Source organism: Xanthomonas sp. F10 (assembly GCF_014206815.1).
Taxonomy (GTDB): Bacteria; Pseudomonadota; Gammaproteobacteria; order Xanthomonadales; family Xanthomonadaceae; genus Xanthomonas_A; species Xanthomonas_A indica.
Genome location: NZ_JACHNP010000003.1, coordinates 366,621 through 390,494 on the forward strand (window position 1 = coordinate 366,621; position 23,874 = coordinate 390,494).

Annotated in this window: 24 protein-coding genes; 21 read left to right on the forward strand and 3 right to left on the reverse strand. The window is 61.6% G+C overall.

The features are described 5' to 3' along the window. Positions 1-437: 437 nt before the first annotated feature. Entirely contained in the window at positions 438-1,460 is a 1,023-nt protein-coding gene (locus FHR56_RS18380) for a sugar kinase (RefSeq protein ID WP_184502739.1), read from the reverse strand. Between the two features lie 296 nt (positions 1,461-1,756). Here FHR56_RS18380 and FHR56_RS18385 point away from each other — a divergent pair, with 296 nt between their 5' ends. The 8 genes from FHR56_RS18385 to FHR56_RS18425 all read left to right on the forward strand — a co-directional run bounded on the left by FHR56_RS18385 (position 1,757) and on the right by FHR56_RS18425 (position 14,557). Next, positions 1,757-4,531 carry a TonB-dependent receptor gene (locus tag FHR56_RS18385; RefSeq protein WP_184502740.1) on the forward strand — a complete coding sequence of 925 codons (2,775 nt, stop codon included), beginning with the start codon at positions 1,757-1,759 and terminating at the stop codon, positions 4,529-4,531. 271 nt (positions 4,532-4,802) lie between these two features. Continuing rightward, complete coding sequence (locus tag FHR56_RS18390; RefSeq protein WP_184502741.1) at positions 4,803-8,627, forward strand: LamG-like jellyroll fold domain-containing protein; 3,825 nt, start codon at positions 4,803-4,805, stop codon at positions 8,625-8,627. Positions 8,628-9,325: 698 nt separating this feature from the next. Then, on the forward strand, positions 9,326-10,675 hold the full coding sequence (locus FHR56_RS18400) for a hypothetical protein (RefSeq protein WP_184502743.1): 1,350 nt from the start codon (positions 9,326-9,328) through the stop codon (positions 10,673-10,675). 255 nt (positions 10,676-10,930) lie between these two features. Beyond that, a complete protein-coding gene (locus FHR56_RS18405) occupies positions 10,931-11,458 on the forward strand; it encodes a hypothetical protein (RefSeq protein ID WP_184502744.1) in 528 nt (175 codons plus the stop codon). A 727-nt stretch (positions 11,459-12,185) separates the two neighbouring features. Further along, positions 12,186-12,494 carry a hypothetical protein gene (locus tag FHR56_RS18410; protein WP_184502745.1) on the forward strand — a complete coding sequence of 103 codons (309 nt, stop codon included), beginning with the start codon at positions 12,186-12,188 and terminating at the stop codon, positions 12,492-12,494. A gap of 61 nt (positions 12,495-12,555) precedes the next feature. Next, complete coding sequence (locus tag FHR56_RS18415) at positions 12,556-12,858, forward strand: hypothetical protein (RefSeq protein ID WP_184502746.1); 303 nt, start codon at positions 12,556-12,558, stop codon at positions 12,856-12,858. 372 nt (positions 12,859-13,230) lie between these two features. Further along, complete coding sequence (locus tag FHR56_RS20530) at positions 13,231-13,917, forward strand: hypothetical protein (RefSeq protein ID WP_221441957.1); 687 nt, start codon at positions 13,231-13,233, stop codon at positions 13,915-13,917. A gap of 178 nt (positions 13,918-14,095) precedes the next feature. Beyond that, positions 14,096-14,557, forward strand: a complete 462-nt coding sequence (locus FHR56_RS18425; protein ID WP_184502747.1) for a hypothetical protein — start codon at positions 14,096-14,098, stop codon at positions 14,555-14,557. Between the two features lie 327 nt (positions 14,558-14,884). On the opposite strand, the gene FHR56_RS18430 is transcribed toward FHR56_RS18425, so the two are convergent. Continuing rightward, positions 14,885-15,082, reverse strand: coding sequence for a hypothetical protein (locus FHR56_RS18430; protein ID WP_184502748.1), 198 nt, complete (start codon positions 15,080-15,082; stop codon positions 14,885-14,887). 978 nt (positions 15,083-16,060) lie between these two features. On the opposite strand from FHR56_RS18430, the gene FHR56_RS18435 reads away from it, so the two are divergent. From FHR56_RS18435 to FHR56_RS18470, 8 genes are all read left to right on the forward strand, one after another. After that, on the forward strand, positions 16,061-16,249 hold the full coding sequence (locus FHR56_RS18435) for a hypothetical protein (RefSeq protein ID WP_184502749.1): 189 nt from the start codon (positions 16,061-16,063) through the stop codon (positions 16,247-16,249). Positions 16,250-16,267: 18 nt separating this feature from the next. Beyond that, a complete protein-coding gene (locus FHR56_RS18440; RefSeq protein ID WP_184502750.1) occupies positions 16,268-16,594 on the forward strand; it encodes a hypothetical protein in 327 nt (108 codons plus the stop codon). Positions 16,595-16,721: 127 nt separating this feature from the next. Further along, positions 16,722-17,126: a hypothetical protein gene (locus tag FHR56_RS18445; RefSeq protein WP_184502751.1), complete on the forward strand. Its 405-nt coding sequence runs from the start codon at positions 16,722-16,724 to the stop codon at positions 17,124-17,126. 180 nt (positions 17,127-17,306) lie between these two features. Continuing rightward, positions 17,307-17,759 carry a hypothetical protein gene (locus FHR56_RS18450; RefSeq protein ID WP_184502752.1) on the forward strand — a complete coding sequence of 151 codons (453 nt, stop codon included), beginning with the start codon at positions 17,307-17,309 and terminating at the stop codon, positions 17,757-17,759. 92 nt (positions 17,760-17,851) lie between these two features. Further along, positions 17,852-18,244: a DUF4288 domain-containing protein gene (locus FHR56_RS18455; RefSeq protein WP_184502753.1), complete on the forward strand. Its 393-nt coding sequence runs from the start codon at positions 17,852-17,854 to the stop codon at positions 18,242-18,244. Positions 18,245-18,399: 155 nt separating this feature from the next. Then, positions 18,400-18,756, forward strand: coding sequence for a hypothetical protein (locus FHR56_RS18460; RefSeq protein ID WP_184502754.1), 357 nt, complete (start codon positions 18,400-18,402; stop codon positions 18,754-18,756). A gap of 65 nt (positions 18,757-18,821) precedes the next feature. Next, positions 18,822-19,085: a hypothetical protein gene (locus tag FHR56_RS18465; RefSeq protein ID WP_184502755.1), complete on the forward strand. Its 264-nt coding sequence runs from the start codon at positions 18,822-18,824 to the stop codon at positions 19,083-19,085. 70 nt (positions 19,086-19,155) lie between these two features. Further along, the gene (locus FHR56_RS18470; protein WP_260400326.1) at positions 19,156-19,758 is read left to right on the forward strand and encodes a hypothetical protein; all 603 of its coding nucleotides are present in this window, start codon (positions 19,156-19,158) and stop codon (positions 19,756-19,758) included. On the opposite strand, the gene FHR56_RS18475 is transcribed toward FHR56_RS18470, so the two are convergent. Then, positions 19,721-20,398, reverse strand: coding sequence for a hypothetical protein (locus FHR56_RS18475; RefSeq protein WP_184502756.1), 678 nt, complete (start codon positions 20,396-20,398; stop codon positions 19,721-19,723). The genes FHR56_RS18470 and FHR56_RS18475 overlap by 38 nt on opposite strands. A gap of 209 nt (positions 20,399-20,607) precedes the next feature. Here FHR56_RS18475 and FHR56_RS18480 point away from each other — a divergent pair, with 209 nt between their 5' ends. The 5 genes from FHR56_RS18480 (at position 20,608) to FHR56_RS18500 (ending at position 23,577) form a co-directional block, all read left to right on the forward strand. Next, positions 20,608-21,042 (forward strand): Imm26 family immunity protein, encoded by a 435-nt coding sequence (locus FHR56_RS18480; RefSeq protein ID WP_184502757.1) that lies wholly within the window; start codon positions 20,608-20,610, stop codon positions 21,040-21,042. A 113-nt stretch (positions 21,043-21,155) separates the two neighbouring features. Further along, the gene (locus FHR56_RS18485) at positions 21,156-21,437 is read left to right on the forward strand and encodes a hypothetical protein (protein ID WP_184502758.1); all 282 of its coding nucleotides are present in this window, start codon (positions 21,156-21,158) and stop codon (positions 21,435-21,437) included. 59 nt (positions 21,438-21,496) lie between these two features. Then, complete coding sequence (locus FHR56_RS18490; protein WP_184502759.1) at positions 21,497-21,937, forward strand: hypothetical protein; 441 nt, start codon at positions 21,497-21,499, stop codon at positions 21,935-21,937. Positions 21,938-22,622: 685 nt separating this feature from the next. Beyond that, positions 22,623-23,015: a hypothetical protein gene (locus FHR56_RS18495; protein ID WP_184502760.1), complete on the forward strand. Its 393-nt coding sequence runs from the start codon at positions 22,623-22,625 to the stop codon at positions 23,013-23,015. Between the two features lie 121 nt (positions 23,016-23,136). Further along, positions 23,137-23,577, forward strand: coding sequence for a hypothetical protein (locus FHR56_RS18500; RefSeq protein WP_184502761.1), 441 nt, complete (start codon positions 23,137-23,139; stop codon positions 23,575-23,577). Positions 23,578-23,874 lie beyond the last annotated feature (297 nt).

Consider the following 23,874-nt stretch of genomic DNA (forward strand, 5'->3'; position numbering starts at 1 on the left):
GGCGAGGGCTGTGCAGTGGCGGCGGGCCAGGCCGTACAGTGATTAGCGGCGCTGCCGGCAACACCGAAGCAGCGACATGTGCGCCATTGCGCTCGCACCGCGCATTGCTGATGTTCGATGGCTTGTCGCGGCTGAAGCCGCTCCTACGAGAGCGCACGCCGCACCCGTAGGAGCGGCTTCAGCCGCGACAAGCGAAGCGGCAATGCGTGCGTTGACCGAGTCGCGTCGGGACTGAAGTCCCTCCCACAAAGACCCCACCCATCCCCGCGGCAGCTTTCCCCGGCTTCAGCCGCGACAACCGAAGCCGCGATGCTGGAATTGACCGAACCGCGTCGGGAATGAGGTCGGTTCCATACCGCGGCGCCGCCCCGCGCCGCGAAACCCGCAGCGCTAGCGCCTTTGCCAATCCCCAATCCCCATTCCCCAATCCCGGCTTCTCACCGCCTCACATCGAACCGCGTCGCCCCCACGCAGGCCTGCACCTCGGCTTCGCTCAGCGCCAGCACGTCGCCGGGCAGCGTGTGCTTGAGGCAGCCGGCGGCCAGGCCGAAGCGGATCGTGGCGGTGTCGTCCCACCCCTGGCTCAACCCGTGCAGCACGCCGGCGGCGAAGGCGTCGCCGCCGCCGATGCGGTCGACGATGCCGCTCAGCTCTTCGGCCGGCGCCTGCGCGACGCTGCCATCGCGGCGCAGCAGCATCGCGCCCAGGCTGTGCCGGTCCACGCTGTGCGCCACGCGCTGGGTGCAGGCCATCGCCTGCAGTTGCGGGAACGCGGCGAAGGCGTCGCGCGCACCGGCCTCAACCCGCGCCTGCACGCTGTCCTGCGGGTAGCGGTGACCCAGCACCACCTCCAGGTCGCGGTAGTCGGCGAACAGCACGTCGGCCTGCGCCAGCAATTGCCGCAGGATGCCGGGCGCGTCGCCGTTCCAGGCTTCCCACAGCTTGGGCCGGTAGTTGCCATCGAACGACACCCGCACCCCGGCCGCGCGCGCTGCCTGTGCCGCGGCCAGCGCCGCCGCCGCGCCGCGCTCGCCCAGCGCCGGGGTCACCCCGGACAGGTGCAGCCACTGCGCGCCGCGCAGCAGCGTCGGCCAGTCGTGCTGGTCGCCCGCATCCAGCGCGAAGGCCGAGCCGGCGCGGTCGTAGGTGACCTCGCTCGGCCGGTGCCCGGCGCCGGTGCTGAGGAAGTACAGGCCCATGCGCCCGGGCACGAAGCGCACCCCGCGGGTGTCCACGCCATGCCGGCGCAACTCGCCGGCCGCGGCTTGGCCCAGCGGGTTGTCCGGCAGCACGCTGACCACGGAGACGGCATGGCCGAAATGCGCCAGCGCCACGCCCACGTTGGCCTCGGCACCACCCACCTGCACCTCCAGTCGCGGCGTCTGCAGCAGCCGTTCGTGGCCGGGCGCGCCCAGGCGCAGCAGCAGTTCGCCGAAGCAGACGATGCGGGAAACGGTCATGGCGGGCGGGTCCGGGCGGCCGAAGGAACGCCAAGCATGCCGCGAAACGCGGGCGTCGGCCAGAAGAACTGACTAGCGGTGTCATTTCTGTGCGGCTACAGGCGTTTCGGCACTGGCCGCCATCGCGATCATTCGCTATCTCATTGACTGGAAAGACCCTTGGAGCGCTTGGCACTCTGTTGCGCTGCAAGATGCCGCAATGTTTCGCAACTGTTAACGTTGTTTTTGACTAGCGGTGTCATTCGCGACAACGCCCGCAGTTCCACGCCGTCATGTAACCCTTGGGAGGGGAGGACATGCAATCACGTACCGAACGCCGGAAGACACCGGTTACCTTGCTCGCGCTGTCGATCGGGCTGGCCCTGCAGGCCGGTGCCCTGCAGGCGCAGGACGCCCCGGCGCAGGCGCCGGCCACGGCCTCCGCCGACGCCACCACCGAGCTCGACACCGTCGTCGTCACCGGCTACCGCGCCAGCGTGGAGAAGGCGCTGGACATCAAGCGCGCCGAGAAGGGCATGGTCGACGCCATCGTCGCCGAGGACGTGGGCAAGTTCCCCGACACCAACCTGGCCGAATCGCTGCAGCGCATCCCCGGCGTGGTCATCACCCGCGACGCCGGCGAAGGCCGCAACATCTCCGTGCGCGGCCTCGGCCCGGATTTCACCCGCGTGCGCATCAACGGCATGGAGGCGCTGACCACGGTCGGCGCCAGCGACCAGAGCGGCGGCACCAATCGCGGCCGCGGCTTCGATTTCAACGTGTTCGCCTCGGACCTGTTCACCCAGATGGTGGTGCGCAAGACCGCCTCGGCCGACGTCGAGGAAGGTTCGCTGGGCGCCACGGTCGACCTGCGCACCGCGCGGCCGTTCGACTACGACGGCTTCACCTTCGCCGCCAACGGCCAGGCCACCTATAACGGCATGTCGGAGAAGGCCGATCCGCGCATCGCCGCGCTGGTCGCCAACACCTGGGCCGACGGCACCTTCGGCGCGCTGATGTCGGTGGCCTATTCCGAGCGCCAGGTGCTCGAGGAAGGCAGTGGCACCACCCGCTGGGCCAACGGCCCCAGCAACAACGGCTACAGCCCCGCTTCGCCGTTCGCCGCGGCCAACAGCGCCAACGTGTTCAGCCCGCGCATCCCGCGCTACACGCAGATGGAGCACAAGCAGAACCGCCTGGGCGTGACCGGCTCGCTGCAGTGGAAGCCCAACGACAGCACCGAGTTCTCGCTGGACGGCCTGTATTCCAAGATCGACGCCAAGCGCGACGAGCACTACATCGAGGCGATCAGCTTCAGCCGCGGCCGCTCGCAGAACGGCAAGCCGGAGATGATCGTGCGCGACGGCTATGTCGATCCGGCCTCCGGCGCGCTGCTGTACGGCCGCTTCGACAACGTCGACATCCGCTCGGAGAACCGCCACGACGAGTGGAACACGGTCTTCAAGCAGCTCACCCTGAGCGGCGAGCACCGCTTCAGCGACACCTTCAAGATCACCGGCGAGGTCGGCACCTCCAGTTCCAAGCACCGGAACCCGATCCAGACCACGGTGATCATGGACAAGAACAACGTGGCCGGTTACAGCTACGACTACCGCAACAGCTACACCTCGCCGGTGTTCGACTACGGCATCGACCCGACCGCCGCCAACGGCTGGACGCTGGCCGAAGTGCGCATGCGCCCGCAGTCGGCCAACAACGACTTCGACACCGGCTCATTGAACTTCGAGTGGAACCTGGGCCCGAACTTCACCCTCAAGGGCGGCGTGCTGGCCAAGAACTATGGCTTCGACACCAAGGAGTTCCGCCGCGCCTCCGAGACCAGCGTGCCGACCTTCGCCACCGGCAACCGCATCGTGCCGGCCGACCTGGTGGCGCTGGCCGGGCTGAAGGGCATCGAAGGCACGCCGTCGAACTGGGCGGTGCCCGACCTCAACGGCATCGCCGATGCGCTGGACATCTACAGCGGCAACGGCACCTGGGCGCTGGCCGAGCGCGCGGTCAACACCCGCAGCGTGGAAGAGAAGGACCGCGGCGCCTGGTTGATGGGCGACTTCGCCTTCGACATCGGCGCGATTCCGTTCTCCGGCAACATCGGCGTGCGCTACGTGAAGACCAACCAGTCCTCCACCGGCTACGCCCTGGTCGGCTCCAACCTGATCAACACCACGGTCGAGCGCGACTACCACGACACCCTGCCGTCGCTGAACCTGGTCGCCGAGATCACCCCGGATTTCCTGATCCGCTTCGGCGCCGCCAAGGTGATGACGCGGCCGGGCCTGGGCAGCCTGACCCCGGGCGTGACGGTCGCCGTCGCCGGTGGTGCGCGCACGGTCAGCGGCGGCAATCCGAACCTGGATCCGATCCGGGCCAAGACCGCCGACCTCGGCTTCGAGTGGTACCTGCAGGAAGGCGCGATGCTGGGCCTGGCGCTGTTCTACAAGGACATCGACAGCTTCGTGCAGACCGCGCGCACCATCGCCCCGTACTCCAGCAGCGGCCTGCCGGTCAGCCTGCTCGACGGCACCGGCGCGGCGGCTAGCGACGACTTCGTCTTCAGCGTGCCGCTCAACACCCCGGGCGGCAAATTGAAGGGCGCCGAGTTCAACTACATCCAGCCCTTCAGCTTCCTGCCGGGCAAGTGGGCCAACTTCGGCACCCAGCTCAACTACACCTACGTGCAGTCGAAGATCCAGTACGTCACCGGCACCGGCGCGCTATCGTTCAACACCGACCTCACCGGCCTGTCGAAGAATTCGTACAACGCCACGCTGTTCTACGAAGGCGAGCGCTTCAGCGGCCGCGTGTCGCTGACCCACCGCGACGGCTACCTGACCCAGGTGCCGGCCACCGAGACCGGCTTCGACATGCACGGCATGCGCGGCACCAATGTCGTCGACGCCAAGCTGACCTACAAGATCGACGAGAAGATCGACATCAGCCTGGAAGGCTCGAACCTGACCAACGTGCCGTACTACGAGTGGGTGCAGACCAGCGCGGGCGGCGCACAACTGCCGCTGACCTACAGCGAGACCGGTCGCCAGTACGCGATCGGGGTGCGTTACAAGTTCTGAAGGTTGCGTGCGCCGGTGCCGCGCTGCGGCATCGGCAACGCCCCGCTGCCCGCATACTCGCGGGCCGGGGAGGGAGGTCGCCGCGCGCTGCCATGGCGCGCGCCGATCGCAAAGGAGCGAGATGAAACAGGCAATTCGCAGTGGCGCCGTCGCCGACCACATCGTCGCGGCTGAAGCCGCTCCTACGCGCGCACCGGCTCCTCGTAGGAGCGGCTTCAGCCGCGACAGCTGGCCTCGGTCCGCTCCTGCACTCCCCGTGCGCCTGCGCGGCATGCTCCACAGTCTCGCTCTGCTGTGCGGACTCGTCTGTCCCACCATCGCCATAGCCGCCACCCCCGAACTCCTATTCCGCGTCTCCGCCGACAAAGGCCTGGACGCCGACGTCGCCAAGGGCGACCCGACACCCAACTTCCGCGACAAGATCGCCCTGGTGTCCACCGGCGTGTCCGGGCAGGCGATCGAATGGGCCGACGACGGCGTGCTGTCCTGGAACGCCCCCGGCAACATCTACACTCAGCGCGGCACGCTGTCGTTCTTCTGGCGCTCGCGCTATCCAGTCGGCGAAGCGCCGTTCGTGATCTTCCGCGTCGGCTATGCCGACCACACCAGTTGGGACATGGCCTGGCTGCGCATCGACTGGAACGGCCACGGCTTCGATGCCTTCGTCACCGACGCCAACCTGGCGCGCACCCGCGTCTCCTTCACGCTCGACAAACACCCCGCGCCCAGCGCCTGGACCCACCTGGCCTTCGCCTGGGACGAGACCCGCGGCGTGCGCCTGTACGTGGACGGCAAGGAAGCCGCGCGCGTGGACTGCACCCAGGCCTGCGCCGAGGGCGGCTCGCTCGACTTCGACGCCGCGCTCGACCAGCTTGGACTGGCCGCGCGCGTGCTGGCGCCGCACCAGGTGCAGAGCCGCTACAACTTCCTGCGGGGTAGCGACGTCGACGAGATCCGCGTCTACGACCGCATGCTCGATGCCGTCGGCATCGCCGCGTTGGCCCGGCAACAGGAACCGCGCAGCGCCGAGCCCGTGCCCGACAGCGCCGCGCGCAACGCTTGGCTGCGCCGCTTCGGCTGGGACCATGGCCGTGCCCCACCGGCGCTGGATGCGCCGTCCACGCGCATCCGCAAGGTCGAGTTCGCCGACGCCAAGGACCTGAAGGAGTGGATGTGGAAGGCCACCGACGGCATCGCCGAGACCACCTGGCCCGGCGTCTACAACCGCTCGCGCCTGCCCGGCCGCAACGACTACTTCCAGTTGCCCGACTGGAACGTCTACGTCGAAGGCGGCAAGGCGCTGGATCTGGCCCTGCCCGACGAACCGTTCAACCGCATCGAACTGCGCGGTGCCGCCTACGGTCAGGCCACCTATGCCGCCGATGGCGCGACGCCCACGCCGCTGTTCGCGCGCGCCCAGGGTACCGTGCGCAGCGTCGACCAGTTCGAACGCCGCCGCGGCGGCCACCTGCGCTTCAGCAACGTTGCCCAGGAAACCCCGATCCAGGAGATCTGGGCCTACGACGTCGGCGCCGGCGCCGAGCCGGCCACCCCCAGCGCCACGCTGCGCTACACCGTGCGCAGTGACATCGCCCCGGACTACGCCAACCTCGCCGCGCTGCGCGCCTACATCGCCGGGCGCTACCCGCCGGACGAGCGCAGCACCGTGGTCGCACTGCCGACCAAGGCGCCCTCGCGCAAGCGTGCAGACGAGAAGACCGCGGTGCCGCCGCTGCCCATCGTCCACGTGCTCATCCCGTCCAACCTCGGCGACGCGCCGGCCGCACAGCCGCTGATGCGCAGCTGGTCGTACGGCTGGGAGAACATGCACGACGGCCTGGACGGCATCGCCATCGACCTGCCGGCGCTGCAACTGCCGGCCACGCACGACGGCCTGATCCCGCTCAACATCCGCGTCAAGGATCCCATCTGGCCCGGCCGCGACATGCTCGACGTGTCGGTCTCGGTCGCGCCCGGACAGGCGCGCACGCTGTGGCTGGACCTGCGCGACCGCATCCTCGGCGACGACAGCCTGATGCTCAGCATCGCCTCGGCCGCACCCGGCTTTGACGCGCGCGCGCTGGACGGCGCGCAACTGCGCCTGCTGTTCAAGCCGCGCGCGCAGGCCAAGGCCGAGCACATCGCCGACCGCTTCAACCAGGTCAAGGACAACTGGGGCTTCCTGGTCGAGGAACACACCACCTCCAAGCGCCAGCGCCTGTACGCGCGCCTGGATGCCGACATCCGCGACCTGCTGCGGGTGGACCCGGACAACGCGCTGGGCCGCCAATACTGGGCCGACATCAGCTACGGCAACCAGGGCCCGCTGCCGGTGCAACTGCCGCAGCCGCCCAAGGGCGTGCCGGGCTGGGCGTTCTGGCAGCTGGAAGATCTCAAGGCCACGCGCCTCTACATCAACTGGTGGATCGACGAGCGCCAGGTCGACTACGGCGATTTCGGCGGCGGCATCTCCGACGATTCTGACCTCACCCAGCAATGGCCCGGCGTCGCCCTGATGGGCGTGGACCCGGACAAGCTCAACGCCTCGCTCACCGCCCTGTCAGACGCCAACTACCGCAACGGCATGTTCACCGACGGCCTCTCCACCATCGAGACCGACGAACTGCATTCCTACGAAGACGGCATCAACATCAACAGCGCCATGCTCTACCTCAACTGGGGCGACCCGCTGACGGTGGAGCGGCTGATGCGCACGGTCAAGGCCTTCGACAACATCATCCAGGTCAACCCGCAGGGCCACCTGCTGTTCGCCAGCAACTGGTTCGGCGGGCGCAAGGTCTACCGCGAACCGAACTGGCAGTGGCAAAAACCCTATTCGTTCCCGATCCTGCACCCGGCGCTGCTGCTGGGCGGCTACAACGCCGATCCCAACAGCCGCCGCATCGTCACCGGCCTGGCCGACGGCTACCTGGCCCATGCCTACACCGACGCCAAGGGCCAGTGGGCGCTGCCCAACGAGATCAACTGGGCCACCGGCAAGACCCGCGGCGGCAGCCTATTCGATGGCAGCGGCGGCCCCGACACCTTGCACACCTTCTGGGCCGCCTACCGCTGGACCGGCGACGCGCGCTACCTCCAGCCCATCGACTACCGCGTCGCCAAGGCCGGCCCCGTCGGCCTGTCCCTGCTCAACGAGAATTTCCTCGACGTGCTCGGCAAGCGCGACAACTGGGGCGCCAGCCTGGCCAAGACAGCGGCGGACGCCGAGCCCGACGACGCTCCGGACTTCGCCCACCACGTCGCCTGGGAACAGACCGGCGACCCGCGCTGGCTGGAAACCCTGTACCGCGCCGAGACCCGCGACAAACTGCAGACCTTCTACATGAACACCGAAGGCCACTGGTGGAGCGACCGCGTCGAATCGCCCACCGTGAACCTGCAGCGCGCCCGCCTCGGCGGCGTCGCCCTCAAGCGCAACCAGACCTACCCCGGCCACACCGTCAGCTGGCGCTTCGCCGATCCCGAAGGCGCGGTGCAGGTGGCGCTGCTGCTGCCGAAGCCGCGACAGGATCGCTTCACCGTCATCGCCTATAACACCAGCGGCAAGCTGCAGCGGGCGCAGATGACCGGGTGGAATGTCGCGGCTGGGCAGTGGCGCATGCGCTCGGGCATCGATCGCGATGGCGATGGGAAGATCGATGGCAAGGCCGCTACGCGCGAGTTTGCGTTCGAGAAGAGCGGGGCGGTGGATGTGGAGTTTCCGGCCGGGCAGACGGTGGTGATGGAGTTCGAGCTGGTTGCGCCGGCCGCTGTGCCGGTCGAGCTGCGGCCGGATTTGGGGATTGGGCTTGGGGATGTGCGGGTGACCGGCGATGCCATCGAAGTCACCGTGCATAGCCTGGGGCATGTGGATGCGCCGGCTGGGTTCGTGGTGTTGGAGGATGCGCGTGGCCGTGAAGTGGCGCGGGCGGCATTCCCGCCGATGGCGGCGCCGCGCGATCTGGAGCCGAAGACGGCACAGGTGCGGTTGGTGGTGCCCGGTGGAAAGAGCGCCGAAAACGGTCGGCTGCGTATCGTGACCCAGGGCGACATCGCAGAACTGACGCAGAGAAACAATGTGGTGGATGTGCCCTGATTTAAACGGGCCACATCAAAACGCGCCCTAGCCTAGCGGGGCGCGCATTCACCTCGGAATGTTCACGACGGACGGCCGCATTTGTCTCCCCAAAAAGTGTGACGCCGTGCTAGAACAGGATCGTCTGTGGGAGAACGGACTTCCATCGGACCTGATTGGACGGGTGCGCCTGCGGGATACGCGGCGTAGAGCGCCAATCTGCAACGGAAACTAGGAAGCCACTTTTTATCAGGGGGAAATCGATGTTTACCAAAGTCTCGATCATCGCGGCGCTGGCTGGGTTCGCCATGTGCCTGGCTGCTGCATCTGCGGACGCACGTGTGCGTGCGGCGGGTTCACACCACACGGCCAGTCACGGTGGTCACTACACGTCGGGCCACGGCTCTTCGCATAAGGGCGGTAGCTATCGTAGTCCGAGTACCAACAATCGATATCGTCGGCATAAGCCTTAATTTTCTAAGTTAAGAGCTTGTTGACACGCACGGCTACTATGGTAGCGCAAAGGGCCCTAGCTGTTCTCCCGCCGTGCCCAGATCTTAGAAAATTCAAGCTGACACCGATTTTAACCGGCTCCCATAAGAAAATCACTCAAGCCGACGCCACTTTGCGTCGTGGCTTAAATCAGTTTTAAAGCTAGAAGAGGGCTTTGCGAAGTGCTGACATTTAAAACGCAGTTTCCAATCGCCGAATCGACAATAATGTCTGACTTCATGGATTGCTGTCGAATTTGGGTTGTAAAAAGTCCTCATACGAAATTAGCTAACGAGATTCCAAGTGGAGTTAGAGAAGGAAAGTATGGGGATGATACTGAAGCTGCAAATTTTGCATTTTTCGAATCTGAAACAATTTCATCGGGCGGCATACGTTATGAAAAGACCGACGAGGACGGAGTTCGCTGGGTAACGGATGTGATTGGTCACAAATCAGGAAGAAGTTTCTGGGTAAGTGTCCAGCTTAATGTGGACTCTGAGCTTCCTGTTGAGCGGCTGGAGCAAGGAAAACGCCCTTACATCGTAAAGTTGCTCATGGAGAAATTCGCAGGCGGCTATGACGGCGAACTATCTGTTACTGATGATCCGATATTTCTTACCAGTACGGACACCGATCTCGCAGAGAAGATAATATGTGCTGGCACGGGAAGTGTAATGCCTGCTGTATATGTTAGTCGGGATCATTCAGGGGCTCTTATCCTTGACCCTAAATTGCTTGCCAAGTGGCTATCGGGGATGGCTCACGTGGTTGTGGAACCAAGTCGCAAATTCTCTTCCCAGATCACGCGACAAGTTTATGGAGAGAACGTATATGGCGGCGCTGTCGCTATATATTGGCCTGACGGAGTCGGAAAGTGGATATACCTCCCAAGTAAGTGGGGCTCACCCAGCGCATTACAGGCTGCTATTTCAAAAAAGATCAGAATTTCTTTGCTCTACCAGCGTCTGCGTCGTGAGTGTACATGGTCGTATTTGCAGGAAGTCACGTCCCGCCAAAAGCTTGAGATGCTCCGTGCATCCGGTTCTGACAATATTGAAGAATACATAGGTCACTTTGACAAAGAGATTTTAGCTAAAGATGAAGAAATACAGCGCCTAGAAGCTGAGCTGGTTCGAGCTCGTTATAGTAAGAGGGGTATTCAATACTCCTCTGGTGATGAAGAGCACACGATTAGCCTTGAGACATCAGAATCGGACCTGTACCAAGGTGAACAAGTGGGCTTGATTATCGAATCCCTTAAATCAGCAGCAACATCCGCAGAGCCACATTCTCGTAGGCGTAACATCCTTGATGCATTGGTGGTGAGTAACGATAACCCCGGTGATCGCGAAGAAATCCTTGATCGGTTAAAGGAACTGCTGCGCCAATACACTTCTATGACTGCACCTGTTCGAGCTGAATTTGCGAGCCTTGGCTTTACCATCTACGAAGAGGGAAAGCACTATAAGCTTCTTTTTCAAGACGATGCGCGATATCCATTTGTTCTCCCAAAAACTGGAAGCGACTGGCGGGGTGGGCTTAATGCTTTTTCAGACCTTAAAAAGAGGCTATTCTAGGTTTGAAAAAGCAAACCGGTGATCAGAGTGCACTTTGCATGCGCGACACCTTTAAAAGTTCACTCTGACCAAAGCGAGAAATAGGGGTCAGAGTTCACTTTTCTTGTGTGTGGTAACACTGAAATGTCACTCAGTAAATGGGGTCAGAGTACACTTCCCTGTGAGCGGCGCTCTAGAAAGTGCACTCTGACCCTATTTTTGGCGGTTTCCGCATGGTTCCAGGTCGCCATTAGCTGTTGAATTAGCAGGCAATGCATGAAGCTCACTGATGAACTCGCAAAAAACTATCCGCTGCCTGATCAATACTTGATCGAGATCGGAAGGATAACTACCCTGTGGGGCACCCTAGAGGCGTCACTTAATATTGGGATAGGAAAATTAGCCGGATTTGATAGCCTTTCAGATCCAACTTCGTTTATTCTGCTAGCACACTCATCATTCCCTCAGCGGTTGGATATATTGGCTGCGCTCTGCGTCGAGCTTTCTCCTCACGCAACCCATCTGCAGGAATACACTGGTGTCATAACTCAACTAAAGGCTGCACAAAGTAAAAGGAATCGTTATTCCCACAATAGTTTGTACTACGATTCTAGCACTGGTAAGTGCACTATCAACATCGGTTCTGCGCGCGGCAAGTTAAAGTTTGAATCAAGCAATGTGACAATTGCTCAGATACGTGAAGTATCCGAGGATATACACTTAGCAATTCTCGCTCTACATAAATTAATCACCCAAGCGAGCTATCCTCCCATCTGGGAAAGAGGAATTTTGAAAAAAAGTTAAAACCCGGGGTCGGAGTGCACTTTATTGTGTGCCAACCTATGAACGGTTACTCTGCTCCACGGTTTTGGTGGATGCTAGGCCATGTATGACTAAGCTAATCGATAAGCTGGCTTTCGCAAAATTGCGCCTAGTGCTGCTCACTTGGGGTAGCCTTGTGGCAATCCACGCCTGCTATTACTTGACGTTCGTACTCGAATCCATCCCAGCACATGCGGAGTGGTACGCAAGATCTCACAGTTACCAACTCATCGTCTTCTCGGTCGTGCGCCTTCCACTTTGGATTTTCCTACTCTGCGCATACAGTGTATTTCGTCTCTACTACAAGACCAAGCAATCTCACAAAACGAAGGACAAAGATTCTAAAAATTCATTGAAGCCGAAGCCACTGCGCGGGTCCGTTTAGTTCAGGCGTTAGGTGCAAGATAAGATGCTTAGCCAGATTCGGGAATCATGGCAGCTTCACCTTGGTTTCGGCTTGGTTAGCCTCGGGTGCCGGGCTGCCGTAGTGTCGCCATGCTTACGTGTCCCTTCTTGACGTCGCAAGCTTCTTCGGTCGAACTTGGATATCGAAGGCGTCGTCTCATTGTGCTGACGGTCGTGCTTGGGGCAGTCGGTTGTTACAACTATTTTGGTGCGGGCGATGCACCTCACGATCGATAACTGGGTCAGGTTAAGCTAGCCGATACGGAAAATAGTAGATAGCAGTTAGGCGACACACACGAATTTCATGGCAACTCAAACCTGGGAAGAGAAAGAGTACTTGGAGTACCTGAAGCACGAACGCCACATGTTTGCGTGGGTGCTTCGCGCTTACGGGTCCTACTCCCCGTCAGACGCTGACGATGCGGCAGTTGCACGCTATCCCTACGAGCAGCCAAATGGCCTCCGCGGGCTTATTTTCCATGAAGAGGCATGGCACTGGGCCATGCTTCACATCCACGGAGAAGCCTACTGGCTCGCCAATCCTCAGCTTGAGTTTCCTTCGCAGGAATACCGCGACATATCATCGTTGCTGGAGCCTAACAGTGGCGTCTAACAATCCATTCAAGTCGACGCACCCTCGCGGCACGGCTTAATGCAGGCACCAGATCCCACCAATGAATTCAGCCGGCGCATTGAAGATTGTACTCATAAGCTCTGTGCCGTACTCGGTGCACCACAAGCCGTTGCTGTTAGATCTGATACAGCGAAAGATTGATCTTTTCTGCGCTGTGGGGACGGATTGCGAGAACTGGGAGCTTGCTTTTGACTTGTTACTCACCGACCCAGATAGCAATTTCTCCCATGACATCACAACAACCAGTCATCCGGACGAGCCAATAGAAAACGTACTCAATCTCGCGGAGCTCTGGTATGTTGAAGGATCACAGGCAGTAGAAATTATTGAAGTTTCTGTTTGATTTCATCGCTGAGAACTCAAAAATTTCGTTCGAGCTGACACCGATTTGTGGCGTGGCTCAACTCAGGCATTGCGTCGAGCCGATCCCCCTTCGCAGTTCAGAGAAAAAGGGGAAAGAGTGGAAACAGGGGTTACAGTGCGCTTTCTAGCCACGGCTTTTTTTTAATCACCCTGACCTCGAATCCTCGCCCCAGTCCCGCAACTATCGGGGGCCAGCCGGTACCTGTCGCACCAGAACGGTTTTGCAGGGCGCGGAAGCCCTGCACGATCTGGGCGGAGGTCTGGGTAGTTCAGAGAGACAGATTGACGGCAGCCGGTCGTCCGGAGGATCCTTCCGAGCCCATCTGCGCTGCCCAAGAGGCAGGGATGTCACATGCCGGCACTCCGCGAGTTCGAAATCAAGGCGATTGGTCTGCTGACCTACGGTGTGCTGGAGCCGGCTCAGTTCCATGCCATCTGTTCGGCGACGGAACTCAGCGATTACAGCCAAACTGAAGGCGGCTATTCGGTATCGGTTGCTCATGCATCCTTACCCACTGCAGCTCAGACGCTTCGCAGTCCTTCCGTCCTTGGCCGCGCTGGAGACACGAAATGTGGCTTCATCTGTGTCCTCGCCGATGGGCAACTCACTCTCGAATATCATTCGGTTCCTGGCGCGGACGTACCCGAGAACATTCGTGAGCTTCCTGTCCAGATTGCTCTGGATCCATCTAGTACTCACATCCCGCGTCTGACGACACTGGACGACGACGGCTGGATGATCGGCGATGGCGAAGTCGCGCATGCCGAGCATCCAGATACCTACTGGGTGCCTCCTCTTGTCCAACGCGCATCGCTTGAGATCGGAGTGCTGGTAAAGGTCTGCTTCTACATCCGTGTTTGCAGCGCGTCGGGCGAACTCAAAGACCGCGGTGAACGAATGTGGGTTCAGGTTCAAGCGCGACAGAACGGATGGTACTTTGGTGTCCTGGACAATGATCCATACTGCACAGAAGAAATTCGAGCGGGGTTACCTATTTGGTTTCAGCCGCGGCACGTCATCGACATTTATCAATCATAAGTGTCCGATACTATAGAACTAACCTCAAGGCGCATCCCACGCTAACAGTGTGTGACCCGGCCATAGGCAGTGCGCTATGGGCTTTCTCGCCGAGCCGTACTATCGTGTTGTGCTGTTCGTACAGACTTGAGTTGCCAAGCCGAACACTTCACGCATCGGATCAATAAGGGGATGACACATGCAAGCGATCCGCGTTGCCGCAGTGAAGATATTGACGCTCTTCGCCATCGTGTTGGTGGCAGGTCCGGCGCAGTCGATGTCGCTCGACTGGCGGCCGGTCTACTTCAGACAGGGACATCCGCTTGTAGGGGAGAACCTTGAGCAATCGACGGATAACACGGGTGGGCTTCAACTCGAGAATCTACAGATGAATGTCTCGATCATGAAGGAGTATCCGAACGTCGCTTACGACTTGATGGGGAGGGCGAACGCAACTGAGTGCAGCCCTGCATCGTGCATGATGTTGTCGGCACGTCGCGCTGAACTTGTCTATGACTATCTGCTGGAGCAGGGCATTCCCGCATGCCAGATCAAGACCATCGTCGCCGCCGGCACCAGCAGTCCCATTGCGCTACCACAGGATGATGCACCCCCTGACAGGTCCGTGCACCTATTGGTGACACTCGGCACCACGTGCTGATGCAGTGAGACATCCCTTACGGATCAGCTGGACCGTTGACTTCCGCCAACAAGCCGAATCCAATTCGCGGGTCGGCTTACTTCAGGCGTTAGGCCCCAATGGATACATGGAAGCCGATCACAGCAGATGAGCTTAGCCAACTGATCGAGCGAGAGCTCGGTGGCTGTAAAAACTACCCAGCAAAAGGCATTCAAACAGATTAGGATGGCGCCGCGTGCAACGCCCATCGTTCGCGGAGACAATGTTGAGTCCGTCTTTGTCGTAGCGGAACGTGGTAATGAAGTGTTGTACTACGAAGACGTAGAAGAGGGCGTCAATGTGTCGCCCCTAGATAGCGATGGTGTCATTGCAAATCCGGGTTTCGAACAGTGGGAACTTGGCGATGCTCTGCATCACTGGCTTGGAGCCTAACAATTCGTCCAATCCGACGCCGTTCGCGGCACGGCTTAACTCAGGTATTTGAGCGCAGATCATGGGTGTCGAGATCATCTTCCCAATCGCTTGGCTTGTAAGCATCGTGTCCATCATGTGGCTCGTGATTCGATCGCGCTCCGTAGCTACACGCGCGTACACACTTCCAACCCTTATCGGTTCCGTCCTCATTTCAGTTCTGTGGGCGGCCCTTGATCACAAGGATGGCTACTTCTGGCAATACGCACTAGCTTGGTTTGCGCCAGTAGTTGTCATACTTGGTAGCCAAGCACATGCCATCAAGTACATGCTGAGGCGTAGTGCGACAGCAAATTCGCGCTAACAGTTCATTCAAGCCAGAAACCAGGGCATACACTTTCTTGCGTGTGATACCTTTAAAAAATTCAGTCTGACCCCCGTTCTACAGTAGCCATAGCGCTAGTGCTGAGCGGACCTGCTCGAGGATCGCTTCACGCCGCGCTTCTGCGGCAAGAGGAACAAATAGGCCACAGATGGACGGTACAGCGATTCGGTTAGGGATTGTGGCGCTGCTCTTTGTCATGTGTGCTTCGGTGAACTATTCCGCTCTCCGGGCGGCTGGTGGCCTGCCGAGTAGGATGAGGACCCTTGGCGTGATGTTTGGCGCTGTCGGCATCCTTCTGATGGTTCTGGTGGTGTTATGCGTCTTCATCTCCCTGCTTCAATACGTCATCGGCAGCGCCTATCTTGTCGCAAGACTATTGGATCCCCTCCTCTTGGGCGCAGGGTGCTGCACCATCGGCTCACTCATCATCCTTGTGCTTGGCGCGCGAGGCCGGCATGACCCCAAAACCCGCTGACTCATTCGGACCGATTGCATTCAGTGGATCGACGCAATGCAAGCGGATAGCGCTCTGAATGCCACAACGGTGTTGCCCGCAACTTCGCCCGATGCGGCGCATATGACGACGGCTCGTTCGTCGGCCGCCTCCATGAAGAGATGCGTTTGGACTGGGATGAGTACTGGTTTCTGGAGAAGGCCCTGTACGACTTGGTGACCGATGGCGAACTTGAGCGCGAGAGGCATGGCACCTGTTCCGCGTCTTCAGCTTCGTGCTGATGCTTCTTGGCTGCCACTTCGATCCGAACGATGTGTTTGCAATCAAGGGCGTCTCCGACGAAGACGTCAGCGGCCTGCGCGCGCGGTTCCAGTTTGTGTTTGAAGGCTTCTATGCTGGCAGGATGCGGGCATACGATAGCTTTGACCCACCCAACCCGTTGTTGGCGTCGACCCACCACTAAGCACATCAGGCGCAACCAATGGATCTGTCCCAACTCGACTTCCACGACGCGACGCTGTTGGGCGTTTGCCTCGACCCGGTGGAGCGTACCGTCGAGATCCGGCTCGCCTATTACCCATCTAGTCAATCGCGCGTCAGGGTACCTGCGGTCCTTAATTTTCGCGACGTCACGCGGTTCAATCAGATCAGCGACATGGATGTGCTGCAGGCACACGCCGGGCCTGGAAACATCACGGACTTCATCTGTGGGGAGTCACAAGTGGCGAGTCATCTGTATCTTGTCGGTGGCCTTATCGAAATCGCTGCTGCGTCTGTTACATGCTCAGTCGCTGCCGAGACCTCGTAGAAGAGTTAGTACTGTTTCTCGGGATCGTGGAGATCGACCCATTCCGAAGGTCTTCAGAGGGATGCGCGGTTTATTTCTGGTGTGGACATTTTTCTTTCTGCTACTCATCTAATATGGTGCTACTGGCATGATCAGAAACCTCTCGATTGCAGCATGCTTCTTCTTCGCTGCGGCTTGCAACGCTCAACCTCAACATCACTATTCAAGGGTTGCCTTTGTCGAGACCAATGCTGCCGGAAAGGAGATCAGGAAGCTGACGTTCGAGTTGACTGACCAGCCGGCCAAGACATGTATTTCCGGTGAGTGGAAGCAGGCACATGTTGTATCTGATCCCGGGCGCTATACCAAGACCCCCGCCTACACAATAACGGATGGCCAGTTGGAGGTTCTCCTGATCAACACGGTCTGTGATGGGTACGACTCCTACGTCGGAACCATCACCGGCACGACATTCTCTGGTGACCACGTCGCGTACGGGCTGGGTTTCCACAAGATCCTTGGCAAGGTCGAAGGCACCTACACAGCGCCATGAGTTGGGGCCGACTAACGCAGGTGTATCGAATCGGCTCCCTGACTTGCTTGGCACATCCGCTGAACCAAAAACTGACGTCGTCAGGATGGGTACGGCCAACAAGGACGGATTGACTGCGCCGATCACTCGGTAAGGATCACGCCACACCGAGCCTAGGCGATCGGATCGCGATGGGATGCCATGAGCAAGTACACCTTCGAAATAACCCATTTTCTGTCCGATCGAGAGGTCGCTGAACTCGAGGCGGAGTGCGCGCCTTCGTTTCAAATGCTCAACCGGCGCTACATGCCAGACGTAGACCTTTCGCAAGGGTACACCCCGGAACCGGAGTATCTCGATCTAGTCCGCACGTCCTGGTTGGTCGATGAAGAGAGCGACCGCCCCGAACACACGGCATTGGTCGAGGGACTTGGCTTCGCCTTCGGCAAGTTGTTGCAGCAACGCACCGCCCTGCGTTGGTGTGTCGCGCGGGACAGCGACGGCGCTTTTCTCACGATGGGACGGATGGACGAAAACCCGGCAAAGGTTTCGGTCCCCGTCTTTAGCTATGTCGAGAAGCGAGAAAAGCTAATGAACGGCGAGGTCTTCAGCGACTTCTTCAAGCAACTCTCGCCCGACGTGCTCGGCGCTTGAGTCGACATAGACGTGGCTTGCCGGCGGAATTGGCTTCCAAGACTCAGTCAATGTTGATTCGCATGGTGGCCCCCCATCCAGGATGTACGCTTATGTCGACCTGTCAGAAAGGCAGTTCTCCCGTAGGTTGGTATGTAGGTACCTACGTGATTCGCTTCATCGAACTCGATGCCGTTGGTAACGACGACCCGCAAGAAGAGTTTCTAGCATGGGAAAACACGGTCATTGTCAGTGCTCCTGACTTCGACGAGGCTTATAGGAAGGTTGTTGCCGTGGCGGAGACGACGACCGATCCCTACAAGGGCGGTCCCGACGGGATTCCTGTCCAGTGGGTATTCGAAGGTGTCACGCAGCTCCTGCCCATCTATGAGTCGCTTGAGGATGGGGCCGAGATCATGTACGAGGAACACGAATCCATTCGGCTCGATGCGCTGAGGCAGCGGGTGATGTCGCTAGAAGCGCTGAAGGATCAACTGGGTGCATGACCGCGACGCCATGGAAGCACCAAAATGGCATGTATTGGATGCCCCCGCTGGGATTCGCTTCTTCGCCATTCTGCTTGACATCTTTGTGTTAGCCGTGATGCCCGGCGCCGTGTAACTGTCTATCCCTTCATTGAAGCCAACACCGACCTACGCACATGTTTGCAAACTGGAAGTGGCCAAGAACATTTCACCTCGGCCTGCTCCGACCCAGGTTCGCCCTGGCCGTTCTTCTGGTCTGGTTCCCCGGGCTAAGCTTTGCTGGCTATCTCGACAACTGGAACGGTGAATTCGCTACGTCGGCGTCGTTGACCGTTGCCGGTATTGTTCTTGCTCTATCTGCCTGGTCGTTTTGGCGTCTTGCCGCGAGCGAGCGGACGTGGGCTAGGGTGATGCGTCCCACTGTCGATCGCGCGTCGTATCTTTCGGGCGTGCGGGTTGGCGTCTACATCACCGCGCCTGTGGCGCTGTTCTGTTTTCTGAAGGCTGCCCGCCTCTGGTGGGTAGGTAACTGAGGCACGTGACTGATCTAGAATCTCGCGTCGCCGTTAGCGCAGCATTCCCAGGGCGCGTTCCCCCCATGACCACATTCCAATTCCAACCCCGATGGAAGGAAGAACTCGTCTGCATCGGCCCGGGCGGCGAGTTCGTGCTGGATTTCCCGATGGGCGTGCCGTCTGTCTACGTGCCCACCGAGCACGCCTGGGCGCAGAGCGCACCTGCATGGGCGCGTGAGCTGTGGCCGGTGTTCAAGGCCGAGCTGGAGGCCTGGTGCGAAGAGCACAACGTGCAGTTCTTCCTGGATGGATCGGCCAAGTGCTACGGAGTCGTCGCCAAGGCCTAGGTGAACACGATGACAGCAGGCGGAAGCGCGTGGCTTGGTATCCTGGCACGCCATCGCCGCAAGGTCTCCAATGAGCCAGAGTGCAGAGCGCGCCGACGCGACGAACGTCCCGCTGTATTACCTGATCACGCCGGAATCGCACGTGGTGCTCGGCCCCTGGGCGGACGCGTTCCCGGCGTATACCGTCGTCGTCGGCTACTCGAGTCTCGGCCACTTCTTTCTGCATGATCCGGCCAGCCAGGATTACGCGGTGCTGCATCCGTTCAAGGCTGCCGGCAAGTCGTATGGCGCGCACGCCTCCACTGCGGCGTTCGAGGCGGCGATCCTGCGCGATCCGGGCTTCGAGGAGTACGTGTTGCGCGGCGACCACGTCCGGGCGATCGCTGCGCGTCTGGGCCCGTTGAAGCCCGGACAGATCTATATCCGCAACCGTATCCGACGCTGGGCGGAACGGAAGCGCCCGAGACCTATGACAAGGGCGATGTGTGGGTCTTCGCGGAGCTTGTCGCGCAAAGCGTGGGTCTGTGACGCAAACTGGAATCACATCGCGGGACGCGATCTTCTAAGTGAGAACCCGGGCGGCACCACATCGCCGCCCGGATTACACGCAACGCGAAAACCGCAGAGGTCACGCCTCAGCGCTTCGCCGCCTCGCGCCGGTACACGCCACTGAAGCTCACGTTGGCGCCGCCGCATTCCAGGTTGTCCGATGCCACCAGCAGGTCGCCGACCAGCTGCAGGCGGACCTTGCAGTCGTCCTGGCTGAGTTCCAGCCGATTGCCTTCCGGAAAGGCACGCGCGGTCAAGGAACCAAGGTGCGGCCCACCAGGGGCCTGATCGGGGCTCGGGTTGGCGCTTGGCCAGTAGGCATCGCCGTTGGCGGTGAGGGTGCCGTCGCCGTTGGCGATCAGCTGCAGTTCGTTGTCGCCGTCGTGCCAGTGACCCACCCAGGCCTGCGGCTTCGGTGCGGCGGTCGCCGGCAGCGGCTGCACGCTGGACGCTGCCACCCAGCCGGCGCTGCCGCCGACCTTGTTGGGGTAGAACGCGCAGACGAAGCCGCCCTTGCGCTGCGCCAGGATCACCGTGTCGTCCTTGACCACATAGGCGCGCTGCCGGCACGCGGCTTCGCCCTTGGCCGGGCAGCCGTCGTCGTCGTTGAGCAGGTACAGGCGCGGCACCGCGACCTTGGCGAGCGAGAACCCGGCCGTGCTCATGGGGAAGCCGCCATTGCGGCACATCGCCGTGTCCTCGTCCGGCGCCGCGTAGGCCAGTGCGGGAACTGCCAACAAGGCGAGCAGCCAGGTCTTGTGCATCAGAGTCGCTCCAAAGGTGGGGCGGTAGTGTGGTCCATTGCGGGTGAACCGGTGGCGAGTGAATCGGTGGCGAGGATGTGGCGGGTGTCTGGCCGGCAGGGGCAGCGGCATCGACCCCGGCGAACGCCTCGACTTGTCAGGTAGATGCCATCAGGCACGCCGCAGGGATACCCTTGCGATCCAGTTCTCGGATGCAAGAGGATGGTGGAATGGCAGTGAAGTACCTGGCCGGCGATGTCTTCGCGATCCCGTTGGATGCGGGGACGTACGCGCTCTGCCAAGTGCTGTGGGCGCCGCAGGGCGACTATCGCAAGGTGGTCGGTTTCTGTGTGCTGGAACAGCAGGCATCGGAACCGACGCTTGGCGCGTCGCCGGCACAGCCGCTGCCGGTGCGCGATGGCGACAAGGACATCCGAATGCTGTTCACCGGCACCCGGAAACTCAGGAGCGGCGAATGGCAGATCGTCGGCCACGCGCCGCTGCCCCAAGACGCCAGGAAGTTGCTGACCTTCCATATCGCCGGCGCCTTGCACGAAGGCGACACCTTCGTGCGGATGCTGTCGGTGGACGAATACGCGCGCTATCCCTCGATGTCGGTGCTCGGATTCGAGCTGGTGCAGCGGCTGCTGAGCGACAGCCGATGATCGGGCGCTCCGGCCGTTGACGGCCAGTGGCCGCTCGGCGAGCATCGCATGCAGCCTCGGCGCAGCGGCGTGGCCAACGCCGCACACCACTTCTGTCTGGATCAGGTGACACCATGCCCGCAAGCCTGTTGACCGAGGTGGTCCTGCGCCCGCTGGTCGAGATCGTCCTCTACGGTCTGTGCTATGTCGTCGGCATGCTCGTGGTGCCGACGTTCTCGTTCGGCTACTACAGCGTCGAACCGTGGAGCAGCAAACGGCGCAGCAAATCCGGCAGGCGCAGCGCCTATCTGGCCCCACGCGTGGTTTCGGCCGACGCGGCGGCCTTCTGGGGCGGGTTTGCCCTGGTGGGATTTGGGTTGTTGGGCTATGCGCTGTGGAGCGCGGCGGGCGCTTAACCTCGAAGCGGCTGCACCGCGCTACGCTCCCTGGCCTTGGACTGCAAAGGATTGCACCGATGCCACATTCCGGCACCTGCTTCATCACCCGACACACGCTGTCGGCGCTGCGCGATCAGATTCACCAAAGGCCCGAACTGGTGATGGCGCTCGAAGGCTTGATTGAGGTGGAAGAGGAGCACTTTCCTGATCCACCGATCTACGCTGCGCTGTCGCATCTGGCGCAATGCACGGCATGCCAGGCCTGGAGCGCGCTCTGGCTGGAGGCGCAGTTTCCCGAGAGCGGGGCGTGGCGCGAGCGCGTCGCTCGCTACTGCTGCTTCAGCATGTTCGAGGCGGTGACCAAGCCGGACAGGGTGGTGCGGATCGGGTTCGAGTTGTTCCGTGGCGAGGATCCGACCTGGTACCTCAATGACGCGATCTGCGTGCAGTTCTGTCCGTGGTGCGGGCAGCGCCTGCCCGATCGTCCGTTCGAGCCGGATCTGGAGCCAGAGCCGTAGCAAGCACCATGACGGCGTGCCGACGCGTTGCCGTGATCGCCTCAGGGCAACCGGGACAGTCGGCCGGCCTGCACGTTCCTGCCGACGTTGCCGATCCGCCTGATAACTCGGATGGTGTTTGTCGGCACGTGGCGACGCCAGCACACGGTGGCGTGCCATGAGGTAGCGACTGCTTGCCCTCGCGATCGCGCTGCTGTCCGCTGGGTGGGTGCTTCCGTTGTGGTGTGGCATCGAGGCGCGGCTGACGTTCTGGCAACGCCAGGGCGCGGCGCCGCTGCAGTAGGGCCCTCCCGGCGACTCCTTTTCCTCCCTGGCTTGCGCCTCGGCCTGCCGCAAGGTCGCCGACGTGTGGCTCGCCGCTGCGATCGGTAGCTGGGCGTCTCTGGGCGCATGTGCCTGTCTACGGCGGATGCGATGAGTTGTCATGCAGGCATGCTGCAATGGATCTGGACGGTTGCGGCACCATGGTGTCCGGCGCTGGTCGCTGGCTGCTGCGAGTGCCGTCTCTGCGTGCCGCAGGCGCCTGCGTAGGCCGCACGAGCTACATGACGTGCCGCACCGCTGTCCACCTGGACCGCCGCGCGTGCGTTACCCTCCGGGACCGCCCATCCGCGCCTGCGCGCCATGACGCAGCCGCGGCGATGCGCGCGTCCGCCCCCCGATCGTTCGAGAGTCAAGCTGCCGCATGCATCCTGTCATCCATTTCCGCTCCCGCCTGCTCGAGGTGAGCGCCGAGCCGGAGAATCCGATCAATCCGATCCGCGGCAGCTCGCTGCTGGACTGGCTGCGCATGCGTGTGGGCGACGCCATGGTCTTGTCCGAGCCGGACCCGGAGGACTGGGGCTGGGCGTCCGAAGCGGAATGCCAGGGGCGCACCTACCTGGTCGGCGCCTACGCCGAGGAAGAGGTCGACGGCAACCATACCTGGATGCTGCAGATCGACAAGGAGCGCTCGTTCTGGGAACGGCTGCTCGGCCGCCATGCGATGCGCGACGACGATCCATGCTTTGCGCGGGTGCATGCGCTGATCGCCGCCGAACCGCAGTTCACCGACCTGGTGGTGGAGCGCGAACCCTGACCGCCGCTGCCGTCTCGGCGGCAACGCGGTGCCGCGCACGCCAGTGATGCCGCCGGCTGCAGCACGCCCGCCATCGCGCTTGGGTATGCTCGGCGGCCCGTCTCCGTCTGTGCCCGCCACGATGCCGATCCGAAGCCTGTCGCTGTTCCCGTTGTTGCTGCTCGGCACTGTGCCCGAGGTGATGGCAGCGCCCAAGCACTGCCTGCCGTATGGGCCGACCCAGGTCACCTTGTCCGGCATCTTGGCGCCATCGTCCACTGGGAACGCCGCGCCTACCGCGCCGCATGCGCACACGCATATCGATGCCGGTGCGGCAGCGACCCAGGAAGAGGTGCTGATCCTGCCGCAGCCGGTGTGCGTGGCGGCGTCGGCGGACGGGCGGCAGCCGCGGCACGAGCAGGTGCGTCGGCTGCGGCTGGCGGTCACCGCGGACCAGGCGGCGCATCTGCGCGAGGAAGGCACCGGGCAGGTGGTGCGGGTGACCGGCACCTTGGCGCATGCGCCAACCGGCTCGGATGCACCGCCGCTGCGCCTGAGCGTGCTCGGGGTGGACAGCGACTAAGGGCCGTGCTGATAGGGGCCTTTTTGCTGTGACTCAGCGGAACGTGTTGTCGCTGCGTAGGAGCGGCTTCAGCCGCGACAGGCTTTAACGGGAACGCCCGTCGCGGCTGAAGCCGCTCCTACGTGGGTGGAGGCTCGGTGAGACCGGATGTGTCTCGCTTTCAAATCCAACGGATTGCTGCGTCCACCCCGGCCGCTGGCGCGCACGAGAGAGCGCTCGCATTGACGGCGCGCAGCGGCTAACCGAGGATCGCCATGCCGCGCCCGGCGGCCAAAGGGGTCGGCGATCCATGAGGGG